The 16,067-nt window shown below is 40.8% G+C and carries 10 protein-coding genes and 5 pseudogenes; 9 read left to right on the top strand and 6 right to left on the bottom strand.

Annotation, left to right across the window (positions count from 1 at the left end):
* Positions 1-469 (bottom strand): annotated as a pseudogene (locus tag H6G97_RS56150) (helix-turn-helix domain-containing protein); the annotation flags it as partial.
* Between the two features lie 160 nt (positions 470-629).
* On the opposite strand from H6G97_RS56150, the pseudogene H6G97_RS33045 reads away from it, so the two are divergent.
* Positions 630-842, top strand: a pseudogene (locus H6G97_RS33045) (IS701 family transposase); the annotation flags it as partial.
* Between the two features lie 596 nt (positions 843-1,438).
* Here the strand turns inward: H6G97_RS33045 and H6G97_RS33040 are convergent.
* The 3 genes and pseudogenes from H6G97_RS33040 to H6G97_RS33030 all read right to left on the bottom strand — a co-directional run bounded on the left by H6G97_RS33040 (position 1,439) and on the right by H6G97_RS33030 (position 3,867).
* A complete protein-coding gene (locus H6G97_RS33040) occupies positions 1,439-1,936 on the bottom strand; it encodes a tellurite resistance TerB family protein (RefSeq protein ID WP_190944676.1) in 498 nt (165 codons plus the stop codon).
* A 287-nt stretch (positions 1,937-2,223) separates the two neighbouring features.
* Positions 2,224-2,671, bottom strand: a pseudogene (locus H6G97_RS33035) (chorismate lyase); the annotation flags it as partial.
* Positions 2,672-2,781: 110 nt separating this feature from the next.
* Positions 2,782-3,867, bottom strand: coding sequence for a methyltransferase (locus H6G97_RS33030; RefSeq protein ID WP_190944675.1), 1,086 nt, complete (start codon positions 3,865-3,867; stop codon positions 2,782-2,784).
* A gap of 399 nt (positions 3,868-4,266) precedes the next feature.
* On the opposite strand from H6G97_RS33030, the gene H6G97_RS33025 reads away from it, so the two are divergent.
* Positions 4,267-5,556, top strand: a complete 1,290-nt coding sequence (locus H6G97_RS33025; RefSeq protein ID WP_190944674.1) for a lactonase family protein — start codon at positions 4,267-4,269, stop codon at positions 5,554-5,556.
* 143 nt (positions 5,557-5,699) lie between these two features.
* On the opposite strand, the pseudogene H6G97_RS53200 reads toward H6G97_RS33025, so the two are convergent.
* Positions 5,700-6,578 (bottom strand): annotated as a pseudogene (locus tag H6G97_RS53200) (IS4 family transposase); the annotation flags it as partial.
* A gap of 268 nt (positions 6,579-6,846) precedes the next feature.
* On the opposite strand from H6G97_RS53200, the pseudogene H6G97_RS33015 reads away from it, so the two are divergent.
* From H6G97_RS33015 to H6G97_RS32985, 7 genes and pseudogenes are all read left to right on the top strand, one after another.
* Positions 6,847-7,269: pseudogene (locus H6G97_RS33015) on the top strand (IS1634 family transposase); the annotation flags it as partial.
* 150 nt (positions 7,270-7,419) lie between these two features.
* A complete protein-coding gene (locus tag H6G97_RS33010; protein WP_190944672.1) occupies positions 7,420-9,921 on the top strand; it encodes a tetratricopeptide repeat protein in 2,502 nt (833 codons plus the stop codon).
* 72 nt (positions 9,922-9,993) lie between these two features.
* A complete protein-coding gene (locus tag H6G97_RS33005; RefSeq protein ID WP_190944671.1) occupies positions 9,994-10,290 on the top strand; it encodes a J domain-containing protein in 297 nt (98 codons plus the stop codon).
* 121 nt (positions 10,291-10,411) lie between these two features.
* Positions 10,412-11,206, top strand: coding sequence for a nucleotide exchange factor GrpE (locus H6G97_RS33000; protein ID WP_190944670.1), 795 nt, complete (start codon positions 10,412-10,414; stop codon positions 11,204-11,206).
* Between the two features lie 12 nt (positions 11,207-11,218).
* Complete coding sequence (locus tag H6G97_RS32995; RefSeq protein ID WP_190944669.1) at positions 11,219-12,979, top strand: Hsp70 family protein; 1,761 nt, start codon at positions 11,219-11,221, stop codon at positions 12,977-12,979.
* Between the two features lie 6 nt (positions 12,980-12,985).
* Complete coding sequence (locus H6G97_RS32990; RefSeq protein ID WP_190944668.1) at positions 12,986-13,450, top strand: tetratricopeptide repeat protein; 465 nt, start codon at positions 12,986-12,988, stop codon at positions 13,448-13,450.
* A 100-nt stretch (positions 13,451-13,550) separates the two neighbouring features.
* On the top strand, positions 13,551-14,372 hold the full coding sequence (locus H6G97_RS32985) for a calcium-binding protein (protein ID WP_190944667.1): 822 nt from the start codon (positions 13,551-13,553) through the stop codon (positions 14,370-14,372).
* Positions 14,373-15,176: 804 nt separating this feature from the next.
* On the opposite strand, the gene H6G97_RS32980 is transcribed toward H6G97_RS32985, so the two are convergent.
* A partial coding sequence (locus H6G97_RS32980; RefSeq protein ID WP_190944666.1) for a putative bifunctional diguanylate cyclase/phosphodiesterase occupies positions 15,177-16,067 on the bottom strand: 891 nt, incomplete at its 5' end.

Here is a 16,067-nt window from a genome sequence, read left to right as displayed (position 1 = left end):
ATCAAATAATTCGTAATAGCTGCGTTTCGACTCGTAAGTGACATCATATTCAAACGCTAGTTTATATTCCAGTTCACCCAGTTTCCAATATGCCTTCGTTTGTAGCCAACTTAGTACTTCTTCTCGTTGTTCAGTACTCAAATAGCTTTTCCTTCCCTTATAGCTCAGATGCAGTCCCGAAACCCCATATTCCTCGTAACTTTGCTTCCAACTTGTTATCGAACCAACTGATACCAATTTTATCTGAAGCTGCACATTATTCTGACTCCTCCCAACCTCCCCAAAGTATCGGGGAGGTGCCGAAGGCGGTGGGGTTCTTTCTATGCATCTTCATACAGAATTGGTATGACACATCTAAAATTGTTTGAATTTCTTCATACTTGTAGCCTTGATAAATCAGTTTGACTGCCAATGCTTTCCTGACCTCACGCGCATCTGGACGAGCATCTATAAATTCTTGTAGTTCTGCGTTAGCGAAGCTCACCGAAGGTATCGCCCCTTGTAGATGCTGATTTATCATGGTTCACTCTTAGACCGATATTTCCCCCAGTATTATCTCGTAGTCTTTTTCAGAAATCAAATATGATTCCTATATATCTTCTCAAACTGAAACTCAGGTACAATAAAATAGTTTTTTTGATTCTTTTAATCATCAAAAATGGAATCATGAATACGGATGGAAAAATACTTTTAATAATCTGCATCTCATTGCCCAACCACTCTTACTATTCTGGTTGATTTATCCCTGGATACATATTTTCCATAATTTTGATTTATTGCTGGAATTCAATCAATTAATTAGTGCAATCAATCAATTTAAACCCTGTTATGCTTATGGGTAATTTCACTTAGTTACTACTTGCTCACTCCGGAAAGTGACAGAAGAGGGATATGTAAAATAACTAAGCGATCGCTCTAAAGGTTGAAAAACAAATCAAACGAGAAATGCTGATTTTTTCGTTGCTTCTTAGCTTTGGTTCTGATCAAGAGCAATTTGGATGCGTTTGCTCTGGTCAGGGTTGGGGTACAATCCATCAGTCATAGCAGAGCAATCAAAATTGTCAGTCTATGAAGGCTCTTGAGCATATACAGACTGCATTACAAACCCTGAAAATACTACAGATATTACTAAAATACAAATAACTTGCTTGATAAATGTCTTGATATTTAGTAATCGACCACGGGGCGAACTTTGTTCATATTTTTCAGCCGAATGTATTAAACTTAAATACAACAGTAGCATCTTTTGATTATTGTAAAAAAACATTAGAAATAAGAATTCAGAAATCAGAATTTATTCTTTCTGAATAGTTAAAGAATTAGGCTAAAATTTACAAATATCCTACCTAGTTCAACTAAAGTCTTTATAAATTCTGACTTCTGACTCCTAGATGCTGAATTCTTAGCCAAAATTTTCTCTCGGAAGAAAATTATTAAATTATAAAGGTGAACCCTCGGGATACATCGCTGCTAGGCGTTTTTCACGGAGTTTAACTGTCTCTAAATAAATTGCTTCAATCTTTTTAAACTCGTTTTCAGGAATATTGAGTTTCTTTGCTCCTTTGAGTACTACAGCCCGTTCTTTTTCGCTATATTCTCCATCAGCAGAACAAGCTTGTATCGCATCAAAAATTAGGAAACGTCGTGATTCACTAGCAGAAGGATATTCACTAATTATTGCCTCTAGATTTTCATCAGCCTTGTAAATCTTGAGTTTTTCAATAATTGCAGGGTCGCAATTGTAGGCATAGGCATATCCAATTACCCAATCTCTTTCTTCATCTGCTAATGTACCATCACCATTAGCACAAATAAGCAGTGATTTAAAGTAAGCTTCGTACTCTATTGTTAATGGAATATTTGAAAAACCAAACTGTTGTTTGAACAGCCATAAAGCGCCTAGATTAGTATCTTTCTCTTTGATATTTGTTGCCATTTTTCCCTTTATTTACTTAATTTTGTAATCTACAGTTTTGAATATAGCACAGATTTTTAGTATTTAAACATTAAAAAATATTGATCGATTTCATTTTATTAGCACTTAATTTTCTATCTAAAAGCAACAGCTTTAAAACGGAAAAAGCTGTCATTAATAATAAAAATAACTATTTTTCTGAGAGAAGTACAATACTTTTATATGTATAAAATTGCAATACTCTCTAAGCCGAGATACTTTATTAAATAGGGTGAGAAAACTTCATAAATCAGCGTTAGAGATTGTTATTGATGCCAAAATAAGTAATAACCTCCCCAAAAATCTCCTGTGTGATTAAAAGCTGACTGCAAAAAAGCCGATTTCTCATAATGAATCCCCCAAATTTCTCTATACAACTCTGTACGTTGGACAGATAAACTAGACCAAATCTGTATCTTTTGATTTTGCAAATACTTATCCACATAATTGGCTGGACACTATGAAGTTGCATAGGCTAATCGCTCACCATAAGCAGTACGCAGCCATACTTTCCGCCGCACCCGTGGCTCTGGTAATAATTGGATTGCTTCAGGAGCCATCATCTAAGTTCATACCAATGTTGAACATCTCGATTAAATCGACTTCTGTCCGTTCACCTGTTAAAAGTTGTAGGTGTCGTGTTGGCGAACCATTTCCCAGAAATAGTATCTGCTAGATTGATGCTAACTGAGTGTGGGGTAAACTTTGTTGGACTATTCCTTATTTCCACATTCTACTTTGCCCTCCCCCAACCACTAAATGCGCTCTTTCATGTCCTTGCCAAAATTTTTATTCACACTACTGATCATGCCTCTACTTCTATTTGATTACTGAATCGATGTTGTAGCGATCACGTGCTCTGGCTTTCGACCAGTTACAATACTCCAGTAGCCAAATGTTGGTTTAACTTCAATATCAATAAACCCAACCTCTGTGAGTATGGTAGATAACTCCAGACCTGAATATTCTTGTCCGCCAGCGCACCAAACCTGCATGATCACGTTGAACGCCGCTGTGGCTAATGGTCCTGTCCGATGATCATTAAATAGCCACTGGTGAATAATTAAGCGTCCACCAGGCTCTAGACTATCAAAGCTTTTTCTTGTCAGAAAACGATTTTTTTCAAGGTCGTAATTGTGATAGATCAGCGAGTAAAAGTGCAAATCAGCAGAGGGTAAAGGATCATTCCACATATCGCCAACTTCAGTGGTGATTTGCTCTAACAGTCCATACTCGGCAATATACTGTTGAGCGACTTCGCAGACTGGCGTTATGTCCAAAATCGTCGCTTTCAAGTTAGACCACCTGAGGGTTGCACCAATGCTGTGAGCACCAGAACCCCCAGCAATATCCAGCATATGTTTATTGCTAGAGAGGTCTAGGGTTTCGGGCCACGCCAGGGCGGGAGCAACACTAATGGAATGCATGGCTTTTGTAAAAGTGCGGGTAACTTGATCTTTATCTTTTTGTTCGTGAACTTCGTAGAGAGAATCACCCTCATAAACAATAGGAGCATCTGTCAAAATAGCTTTTTTAATTCCCACGTAGGAGAAGGAATCGCTATTAGCAATCATCAAGTCTAAATGCCCGCAAAAAGAAGTAGGGCTAGTTTCAAGTAAATACTCATAGGCAACAGTCATAAGGGAGTAGTACCCATCTTTTAGTTGGATCAAATCTACAGACGCACATACAGATAAAAGCGTCCCTGCTGCTCGTGGTGCAAGGTTGAGACTCTGGGAAATTTCTTGTAAAGTGCGTGGTGTTTCAGCTAGGAAGGGAAACAGTTTCAGATCATGAGCAAGTAGTAAAGTTGGGGAAGTGTGCAGGCCAAGGATCGCATCCCAAATCTGTGTCCCATCTGTTTGTGGTTTATGAAGCTTGTTAATTGGAGCTTTACTTGTTGCTTGGGCCATTTCTGTTTTCCTATGTAATTGCAAAAATAGGTAGTGGAAAAGATGTAGTAAAAAGGCAGATTTACTAACTTAAATTAGCGTTGTTCTGGCTTGGCTAAACTTAGCATATGTAAAATATAATAGTAACGATCAATATTTCGTACTAGGTTATTATTCTTTTTATTTCACTTAAGAAATAATTATAAAAAATACGCACTTTCTGAAAAATATTGACCATTGTAATTGTGTTATAGTCCTTTAAACTTATATCACTGCAACCACAATCTATGGTTACTTTCAGGATTCGTAATACACAAAATTGGTCTGTAGAATGCCTTGGGTTATACAAAGATTCTGGGCTTAATTGAACGGCATTATATGGTCACCTAGAAAAAAATAAGTTGAAATGAGGATTTATTTATGTTTACTAAAAAGTCATCTGTTTCCAGACTTTACCTAATTGGTATAGTGATTGCTAGTTTCACTATAACTTTACTCACGTTTCATCCTGCTAAGGCACAATATATAAAACAGGAAAACGACCTATCTAGAATTGTTTACACCGAAAGTAATATCCCAACTGAGAACAGCAATTCTATTCTTGGCTTCTACCGCAATGATGATGGCAAGCTGACACCTTTACCTGATTCACCTTTCCTTTCAGGAGGAAAAGGCATCATTGATCCCGCATTTCTTATTGGCTCCACGGATGGAGACAAACAAATTATCACTAATCCCGAGAAAACACGGCTTTTTGCTGTGAACTCGGGTTCAAACTCTATTGCTGTGTTTGACATTTCCTCCAATGGTCATTTATCTCCTGTCAAGGGTTCTCCATTTCCTTCTGGTGGCGTATATCCCGTCAGTCTTGGTTTAGTAGATGACTTCTTATATGTAGCTCACAAGAATCTAGATTCTAAAGATTTATCCAAGAACGCAAGTGGTTGGTTACCCAAGTACACTTCTTTTGAAGTCACTCCCAAAGGCAGACTCAAACCAGTCTCTACTTTTGAGGTTCGAGAAGGTTCCGGCTCAGAGGGAATAGTTATTTCCCCAAACAAAAAATTATTATTTAGTGCTGAGCAGTATGGTCAAGTACTTCGGGTCTTTCGTATCCTCAAAAGAGGTCGCTTGTCTGAGAGTCCAAACTCACCATTTGTGGGATTTTCAAGTAGCACTAATACACAATTTGGGCCTGTGGGTATTGAAGTTCACCCCAGGCTACCATTATTGTATGTTGGCTATCCTTTAAGTAACAAAGTAGCTGTTTACTCCTATAACCAAGATACGGGAGAGTTAACATTTCTGAAAGTGGTATCCAGCTCAGGTTTGGGTACATGTTGGTTTCAAATAAACAAAGCTGGCTCCCGTCTCTACGCAGCTCAAACTTTCTCTAACAGCGTTTCTGTATATGATCTCGCGGACCCAACTAACCCAGTTGAAATCCAACTTGTAAAACTCAAAGGAAATAGTTTTCCACAAGGCGGTTTAACTTCCGTAGGCCCCACTAATATTGCTCTGGATTCTACAGAATCATTCCTGAATGTAATTAGTCAACGTGTACTACCTAATGCACCAGCCAATGAAGGTAACGGGGTCAATGTCCTAAAGGTAAATTCAGTTGATGGCACTTTATCTGAAGTTCCCTCTTCACCGCTCGTAATTACTCCATACAGTGGAAGTCGCCCACAGGGAATTGTAGCTTTCTAATTAGGACTATAGCAATCCTAAATGATTTATGAAAAAGTACCATATTCATGGAGCTTCGGAAAGTCAAATATTTGACAATGTACACATAACTCAAATAAGCTCTTGACGACAGAGAAAGAATGCTTACGGGGGGACAAAAAGGGCTAGGATGCAGATATAATAAGCCTCATTGCCCTTTCTCCTTGTTGATAGTACTTACGCTTATTAGGATTTAGTGTCAGTAATTCGGTGACTAATTCATAGGAATTTTTCATGAAATTGGCCCAATTGTGGCCATAAAGACCAATATAAAAACTACTATGTCGTCGAACAGTCCGTTTAAATTCTTTAATTCGTCCAACATATTTTTGGATGCCCATGCGTTTAATTTTTTGACCGGATATTGTTGCACTTGTATAAGCAAGTGAGATTAATAATATGAGAGAAATTAGCCGTTGTCCTGATGCATCAGTATTTTCTAGATTATAACCACCGCTCTTAAAATCTCTAAACATCTCTTCAATATCAAAACGCTGTTTATAAGCAATAATCGCCGAATCTAAATCATCTAAATTAGTTAGGATAAACCAGCTCTCCTCTGGAGCAACTCCAAAACGTTTACGTTTCCATTTACCAGCAAGGTTAAAGCTGATAAATCCTGTAGATTTTGTATACTTAATACCTTTATAAAAGAACGAAACTCCAGGCGATAAGCCTGAATTTTTTAATTTCAGCCAAATTCCTGGTTCTATTTCTATAAAAGCATCTTTTTTTATACGTAAACAAAAGTAGACTTTCTGCTCTGTGAGCTAGTTAGCCAGCTTTATCGAACAAAATTCCCGATCTCCTAACACTACAGTTTTATAATTCTTGAAAATCGGTAATGCTTTTTTAAATACTGCTTCTTGCTCATCAAAATTGCTTGAACCCAATTTGTCTAATAGCTTAAAGTATATTGGGATAGACCTTTTATCCCAAACCACACTAATCATTAACAGATTAATACACCCCCAATTAGTCCGGTCAATTACTAAATAGATAACTTAATTTAAGGAAAAATATATCGGGAGCATCCCACTTTTTTGCAAAAAAGGCGAAAAACAGTCAGGATTCGTAAGATGAGTGTATTTACTTAAACTTCGTGGGAAATGATATTTCTTCCTCAAGTTTTATATCAAAAAGGGTTTTAGCTGTTTCCAAGTTATTACTCCCGGTTCGCCTATTTTCTCAGGAGTTAGGAAAAATAGATAGTCAAAAGTATACCGAAAGGCATATTCTCAAAAAGGCTCGATTAGGTATATGTTCGCAATTATGGCTACTGAACCGATAATTACAAACGAACGGATAGACGATATACCTATACTTCTAACTCAAATAGAGCGTATGGGCGTACAACCGCTAATCGATAAACACTTCCCCAGGCACGGAAATTGGCAAGGTAAAAGCTTGGGAAGTGTAGCAGTAATTTGGTTAGCACACATATTATCACAAGCAGATCATCGTTTAAATCACGTCCAAGCCTGGGCTTCTAAGCGGTTAGAAACATTGAAAACATTTTTTGGAGAAGAGTTACGTGAACTCGACCTTAGCGATGACCGTCTAGAAGCTCTATTACGCTACCTTGACTGCGACCGTAACTGGCACTTATTTGAGGAAGAACTTGGAGGAAGTTTGCTGCAAGTGTACGATATCAAGCCAGAACGGGGACGTATGGATAGTACAACAGCGTGGAGTATAGGCAGGAGAGTGTCAATCAGGGGAAAATGTTACAGCAACTTGTAAAATTTATGCTCCCCAGCCCACTAATATTGAGATTAAGAGAATAGTTAAAGCCACCCTTGACTATGAAAGGGAAAATCAAAAAACAATCAGGAAGATAGCCCAGTGGCTAAACATCAATCCAAACAGCGCTCACAACAGCACGTCTCTAGCACAGGGACAAAACTTGCTGAAAACTCCTTTGAGATGCAACTGCAAGAATTGCTGAAGCAGAAAAAATATCGGCAGGCATTGGAAGAAATCAAAAAAATTCAGCGAACGCACCCTGATATCGAATTCACTCCCAAAGAATCAGAGATTTGGTTGCTGCGGGGTCAGCAAGAATTCCAAAAACAAGATTTTAAACAGGCGGAAAAATCCTTAGCCCGCGCTCTGGAATTTGGTTTGGTTGGAGAAGTTCACTACTGGCAAGCTAGATGTTTGCTGGAGTTGAACCAATTAGATACTGCGCTGAATTTGCTCAGAAATGCTTTTGAGGCAGGCAACCTCATCAAAGACTACAGCATCTGTTATCTTAAGCTGCTATTGCTTAAAGGAGATACCGTCACAGTTGAACAGTTAATTAACGAACAACCTAAACGGTTTAGCGCTGCCCAACTCCACTGGGTACGGGGGGTGCTGGCTCTCAAGCATGGACAACACCAAGCCGCTTTGGCATCTTTTCAAAAAATTAAGCACCCGATCACACCAGGAGATTTACCAATTGCTTGGATTATTTACAGCCAGCAAGTGAGTGGTAATTGGAACGCAGCCGCTAATCTTTTGGGGTTGCAGTCATCTAGATACACCTTCGGCAAACCAAAGTATTTGGAACATCCAATTTTAGAGCGATTGGCAACTGCCCAACAGGCTCATACTGGACTTCCACCCCTAGAAGCCCGGAATTTGGAACGAGAAGATCCAACTATCCAAGATGCACTATCAGCGTTGGCGATTGTACAGCTAATTGATAGTGACAATCATCATGATGCTGCCCATGTGTTGCTACAGATGTCCAAGCGTTCAACTCGCTTCTCAGAACTAAAGAATCTGCGGAAATCACTATTTACTCTTGCAGGTCAACAAGCACTGAATCAAGGACAAACAGAATGTGCAGAGCTATTTTGGCAGTCTTTGTTAACAGAGAAACCCTTCAACCCCCAGTTGGCAATCAATCTGTTAGAAGTCTTAGACGCTAATAATTCTGACAAAGAACGCCCACGCGTTGTCACTCAATTTTTGCGGTGGTTAGAGCAGGAAGGAAAACAAAAACCGCAAGAATGGCCAGATACACGCTTAAAACCAACCTTAGCTCATCTGCACTGCTGGATGGCAGATGCCTACATGGCACTAGGTCGGGAACGAGCCGCTTTAGGAGCTTTGCAACAAGCAGAACGCATTTGTCCCACATCGCCAGAGTTACTGGGACGTAAGGGACTAGTTGCGGCAATGGAGGAAAATTATACTCAAGCGATCTCACTGCTTACCCAAGCACTAGAAGGTGGATGTCGGTATGGCGAAGTTTACGGTATTTTGCTGCAATGTTGGGAGGAAGTAGGAGATAAACTTGCCCGTAATGAAGCTCGGCGTAAATTTGGCAAGCACTTTGGCGACCTGAGTATTGAAACTGAAGTGGAAATATTGCCTTGGGTAGATGCTCTATCTACGTTAAGTTACCCCTTATTTAGCCGTCTGGTGCAGACAGAAGATAAAAAAGATCCTGCTATCCGTGCTTGTCAGATATTCGTGAATGCAGTGCAAAGTCCGCCCAATTCCGGCGGTCGAGTTTCATTACACCAAAAAGTAGCAGTTGAAGCATGGGACACTCTCCTGAAAAAATTATCTGGTCAAGAAAAAATTCCTGTATTGCAGGCAATTTCTCTTTCTATCCACCTCTTCGCCAAACGTGAAAAAGGCATCGCCGCTTTAACAAGTCAGTATCTACAAAAATTATTTAACTTATCAACAGAACACCCAGAAGCTAGAGTTGCTCATTTAGTTGTCTTAGCCGTCAAAGAAAATAATCCCCAAAAACTAGAACTTCCTCTACGTACCTACCTCGACACCATGCCACAGCCAGGAAACGCTCTGGCAAATATTCAACTTCAAGTGCGCCGCTTTGGTGAGATTACAACCCTTGTACCTGTGCTGGAGTTAGCATTGCGTCGGGAACCTCAAAATTCTTTATTACTATTAGCTAGAGCCACTACCTACCATGTTGATCACCCAAACTATGAACAATTAAAGCAACAGGGATTTGAATTAGCCCGTCGCTTACAAGATGCCAAAGCATTACAAGCATTTCGGGAAGAACAGGCTTTTCTCTCTGCTCAAGAAACGACAAGCATAATGCCAGACCCAGAGGAATTTGACAACCTGGATATGTCAAATATTGATGACTTATTATCAGGAATGCTTCAAAAATTACTTGGCAACAAAATGCCCAAAGCTGAGTTTGAACGGATGCTTCCAGAACTCAAGCAAAAGATGTTAAACAGTATGCCTAACTTCGATGAAGATGATGAGTCAGAAGAAGAGCCAGACTTAGATTTGATCTTTGGAAACTTACCGCCTACGCGTAAGAAACGAAAGGGTAGAAGAAAAGGTGGTTTTCAGGAATTGTTTTAAAATTCCTTTTTAAAGGGGTTGTATTCACTAGTGATAACCAACAAATAGTAAATTTGAAATTGGGAATTTTTTATGACTGACCACTACGAGCGCTTAGGCATTTCTCCAGGAGCTACTGCCGCCGAAATTAAAGCGGCCTATCATGCCAAACTGCGGGAATTTCCCGCTCATACTTATCCAGAAGAGTTTAAAAAAATTCGAGGAGCTTACGAGGCAATTCGCAAAGGAGAAACAACTCAGCATGAGGATTTCTTAAAATTTCGTCCACTAGAAGCAGAACTGAACCCAGAGATATTAAAACAGGTACGAGAAAAAGCGCTTGCTCAACTAGAAGTTAGCCTGAATGATTTAATTCGTGCCACATTTTAAACAATTCGTAATGGGCTACGCCCCGCTACGCTCTAAGCAAAGCTATCCCGCAGGCTTTACGTAATTTGTAATTGTTAGTTACTGATTTTTCTAATGTCCGCTAACTATTGATCAATGACAAATGACAAATAACAAAGAAGCTTTATTTGCCAAATTTCTAGATTATTTACACTCAGAACAACCAATCCCTGAATATTTGGGTGAACCACCAGAATCTGCTAATTCCTTTGACCCCTATCAAATGGTGGCAGAATGGACTGCCCTGCGCCATGAAGTTAAGCAACAGGGTAAATTATTGCGTTCTACTCAAGATGCTTTTGTGCAAGCATTGGAAGTAACTCGCGCAGATAAAGAACAGTTGCAAATACGTCTGGAAGAAAGCCAAAAACAGGCATGGGGACAATTTGAGCAGCAGCAGGAGAAACTGTTAAAAGATTTGCTGGGTATCCTGGATGCTTTAGATCAGGCTTGTACTTACTGGCAAGAGGAAATAGAAGCATTATCTGCTACCTCAAAACTAAAACCAGCAACACAAAAAAGTTTCTGGGAGAAACTAGGACAGTGGTTTACTGGCAAGGAAGCTCAGTTAACAGCGTCTGAAAAAACACCGTCGTCAGAATCTCTAAGCGAAATTTTAACCAGCAATCAACAGGGAGTGGAGTTAATTAGGCGATCTCTTTTAGAGGTGCTACGACAACGGCGTGTTATTCCCATTGCAGCTCTGTTTAAACCCTTTGACTCCCAGACGATGTATGCTGTGGGACGTGAATCCAGAGCAGAAGTTACAGATAATACCGTAATTCAAGAAGTAGTACGGGGTTATTTCTGGGGCGATCGCGTTCTGAGGGAAGCACAGGTAATTGTAGCTAGCCACTACTCAGAAATAGAGAAGACAACTCAAGCAACTGATAACTAATAATTTGGAATTATGAAAGCAGTCGGTATTGACTTAGGCACAACGAATTCCGAGGTGGCAATTGTCGAAAACGGACAGGTGCGGGTATTGCCAGGAGAAGATGGCGACCTGATTTTACCTTCCTGTGTGGGATTTAGCGATACAGGTAAACTGTTGGTGGGACGAGAAGCACTCCGTCAGTATGCTGCGGCTCCTCTCCGCACCGTGAAGTCAATTAAGCGCTGGATGGGAACTGACCACAAAACAACTTTAGGAGATAAAGAATACTTACCTCATGAAGTTTCCGCTATTATTCTCCGCGCTCTGAAACAACGGGCTGAAAATGCTTTAGGAGAAACAATTACCCAAGCAGTGATTACGGTTCCAGCCTACTTTACGGACGCTCAACGGCAGGCAACTAAAACTGCTGGCGAGATAGCCGGTTTGGAGGTACTGCAAATTATCAACGAACCAACGGCGGCGGCTTTGGCTTATGATTTACGCTCCGAAGAGACAGAACGAGTTGTAGTTTATGACTTGGGAGGTGGTACTTTTGACGTGTCAGTAGTTGAAATTACGGGTGAAGTGACAGAAGTACTAGCTAGTCATGGTAATAACCGCTTGGGTGGAGACGATTTCGATAGACTTTTACAACTGTATCTAACAGATTTATTCCGCAAACAGCATGGTGTCGATGTGCCAGATGATGCGGCTACCCAGGCGCGTCTCCTGAGAGCAGCAGAGCAGTTAAAAATTGACCTGAGTTCCCATGCTTTTGCTACAGTCCGAGAAGCCTTTTTAGGTAGTAAAGGCAAGACTGCACTACATCTGGAAACAGAAGTAGCACGAGCAGATTTTGAAAAATTGATTCGCCCACTCTTGGCAGAAACCCTAGAGGCAATTGACCGCGCCCTAACAGATGCCAGCCTGGAACCCAATGAGATTGACCGGATTATCCTAGTTGGTGGTTCCACACGCATTCCTCTAGTGCAACAAATGATCCAAGAGCATCTGGGACAAAACCCTACTGATGGCATTCAACCAGACCTCTGTGTAGCGTTAGGAGCAGCTTTACAAGCTGGGGTACTGGTAGGTGAATCCGTGGATGCTATTCTTGTAGATGTGATTCCCCACTCCCTGGGCATTGCTGCGGCTGTGCCTACACCAATGGGTATTATGCCAGGTTACTTCAGTGTGATTATTCCCCGCAACAGCGTTGTTCCCGTTTCTCGCTCCCATGTTTATTCCACCGTGTTTGATGAACAAGAAGTCGTAGAAATCGAAGTTTTTCAGGGAGAAAATACGGTTGCTGAAGAAAATGTTCCTCTAGGTTCCTTTAGAGTAGAGAACTTACCACCCAAACCAGCCGGAGGTATTGAAGTCGAGGTTCACTTTGACTTTGACCTGAATGGCATTCTCACTGTCACTACTACTGAGAAAGGCAAAGGGCAACAAGGAACGCTAGTAGTAAATAATGCAGGTATACAAAAACTTTCTAGCCATGAATTGAAGCAAGCAAAGGCAGATTTAAATGCATTGTTTGACAGTGATGAAACAATTGAAATCTCAAGCGAAGAGACAAGCCCTATAGTAGAAATTGCTCCAGAATTAGCAGCACTTTTAGACCGCGCGGGGCAAGCACTTCTTACGGTAGACTCTGAACAAGCTCTTGAATTACAAGACTTATTAGGCCAGATTGAAAATGCGATCGCTAACAATAGTCCAGAACTACCCCAGTTAGAAGAAGAACTCTCAGATTTTCTTTACTACGCAATTTCCAATGAGTCAGAGTGAGCAATCATGAAATGTCCTGTCTGTGGTGCAGTTTATCGTCCAATAAAGGGGAGCAGAGTCGGGATTGAACAGCACAATAATGATTACAAGGAAGAAACTGCTACTATATCTGCCTCATCTTCTTCATCTCCCTTACTCAGCACTGCTTCTTCCTCCCCAACTTGCAGACGCTGCAAAGTAGACTTGTCTGACTTGTTCCGTCTGCACGACCAAGCCATCTGGTATCACAGACAAGCACTACATTTATTGACACAAAGGCGTTATCCAGAGGCAGCAGCGCACAACAATCAAGCTCTAGTTTTGTATTACAGCAATGCAGACTTCCATACCTTGGCTGGGAAATTATCGGCATTGCAAGGAGAATGGAGAGAAGCTATCTCATCTTGGCAACAAGCACTCAAGTTTGATCCACAAAATGCCATTGCTTCTAATTGTCTGCAAATGATCTCCTTAATGGCAAAAAATTATTAAACTTAACCTTCCTTGCTTTCATCCCCAGATGGAGTAACGGAACCTGGGGATGAAAGCAAGGGCAGGATCTAGTTATCTGCAACGTTAGGAGGAATTGCTAATGAACGGTGAAATGCCGCAGTTTCCAAGTGGGGCTATGATGTGCTTTCATCGGCTGGTGCTGATATGTTTTATTGCCTTTGGGCAAGAGGTCAACGGTGCCGCAGCTGCGGGAGACAGCTTCCGCCTGGAACAAGATGCTCTAGGAAGAGCAATCTTTGATCGGCTCAACTTAGTTCCTTTCACCCTGACTGTAGACAGTGCAGAAAGCTTTGAAATCAATGGTGGCGGAGGCGATGACATCCTTGATGTTAACAACCTAGCGGGAACTAGCGTCAGGGCAGTACAGTTTACAGGCGGTGCTGGAAATGACTTTCTTGATGGTAGTGGCACAACTACACCATTAACCGGCTTTGGCGGTAACGGCAGTGACAGCCTCTATGGTGGCGCTGGCAATGACGTTTTTAATGGTGATGCTGGTAGTGATGTCTTAAGGGGTGGCGCTGGTAATGATATCCTGACAGGCGGTGGTGGAAGCGATCGCTTCGTGTTCAACTCAGGCGCTCAATATAGTGCTGGTAGTTTAGGCGTAGATGAAATTACTGACTTCAACCGCAATTCTGACAGAATTGTTCTGTCTGGGACAACTTTCGTCGGACTCAACAATCTGTCCGATATTAGGATAGTAGCTAATGATGCAGCTGCTGCAACTAGCTCTGGAATCATTACTTACAGCCTTGGAACTGGCAATTTGTACTTCAACCAAAACTTGACATCACCAGGCTTTGGCACAGGTAGTCTGTTTGCCAACATTGATAACGATAACAATGCATTCACAGCACCACCTGTATTAAGAGCTATAAACTTTGAGATCGTTGCTTAATCAAACAGAATCTAAGATATGTCTGCAAGTTTGCAGCTAGATCCCAATAACTGCAATCATCAGCATTGCTAATTAGGGGTCTTGAATCCTCCTCGTACATTATGTGCGAGGAGGATTACAATTTAAACTACGTGAGTTCAACGAAGCTAAAAAGCCACCGCAGGCAAAACTTTAACGATTGCAGTGCTAGTCCCCTCATGCCAACACTTTGAATACATAAAAAGTAGGTAATTGCTCTACTTAGCCACAAGTGAACAATCACCTCAATAAATGAGTGTTTTTACGTTTTCACTCGTAAATGCAAACTACAATGAGTATGTTAGCAGCTTCAGATAGCAAAAATGCATTTATCTCAAAAAAACTACTTATTAGCAAATTTATCACTCAATATCAACTTTTAAATAATTGCCGTCTTTACTGGACAAGTAGCTAAAGCTCAAAACCCGGATTATGAAGAGAAGTGCTTGCAACAAGTGAGTTTATGCATACGTGGTCACGCATTTGCTTTCGCTACCATCGCAATACGGTTCGGATAAGCATTTTTCACTTTCCTTGTGGTCTGGGGAATGGGTTTGCGGGTAAGGGGTAAAGGGTAAAGGGTAAAGGATGTATTCAAAACCTTTCCCCTTTACCCTTTAACCGAACCGTATTGGGAGTGAAAGTGGTCTCCTCTAACCGATGCTCGTACTCAAGTTCAGCTTCAGCATATACCCAAAATTCGGGCACAATTGCAAATGTATCGGACGGGCTTTGAGTTTATGCATACGCTTTGGTTGCACATTTTCGCGTTGCTCTTGGAGGTACTTAACTTGACTGCTGTAGTATTAAAGCACTTGCGACTGATACTGTTGCTGGCTGGGAGAAAAAGTACCCCTGCCCATATTTGCATTGCAATTTTTTGACTTGCTCAAGCTGTACTACTGTTTCTATTCCTTCTGCTATAACATCTATACTTAGATTGTGAGCTAATGTAATAATCGTGCGTACAATTTCTGCATAGCTGCTACTAGTGTCCATATTTTTAATAAAAGAGCGGTCAATTTTTAGCGTACTAATAGGAAAACGGTGCAGATAGCTTAAAGATGAATAACCAGTACCAAAATCGTCTATGTGTAATTCAATACCTATTTCTTTGAGTTGCCAAAGTATCGCTGTTGCAGATTGAGTGTTTTCAATGAGTACACTTTCAGTCATTTCTAGTTTTAACCTAGATGGATCTAACTTAGTTTCTTGTAAAATCAAGTAAATTTGCTCAGTGAAATTGGATTGCAAAAGCTGTTTGCTAGAAAGATTGACGCTGATTGTCAGTTGGGTTTGCGGAAATTGTTGCTGCCATTGGTGCATCTGGTTGCAAGCCTCTCGAAGTACCCAGTAGCCAATAGGAACGATTAGTCCAGTTTCTTCCGCTACTGAAATAAAATCTGTTGGAAGCACAAGACCCTGCTTTGGGTGCTGCCAGCGGATAAGAGACTCAAACCCGATAATTTTTTCAGTTTCCAATGAAACAATTGGTTGGTAGTAAATCCGCAATTCCTGGCGTTCAACAGCACGTCGCAAGTCTGTCTCTAACTGCAACAGCTTTGTGCTTTCAATGTACATAGCTGTATCAAATATTTTGTAACCTGCCCTGCCCAAAGCCTTAGCGCGATACATTGCAATATCAGCGTTGCGTAGGAGGTTCTCTATCTGGTCATC

Source organism: Nostoc flagelliforme FACHB-838 (assembly GCF_014698065.1).
GTDB classification, from domain to species: Bacteria; Cyanobacteriota; Cyanobacteriia; order Cyanobacteriales; family Nostocaceae; genus Nostoc; species Nostoc flagelliforme_B.
The sequence above is the reverse complement of the archived record's forward strand: the minus strand, read 5'-3'. Positions and strand labels throughout refer to the sequence as shown.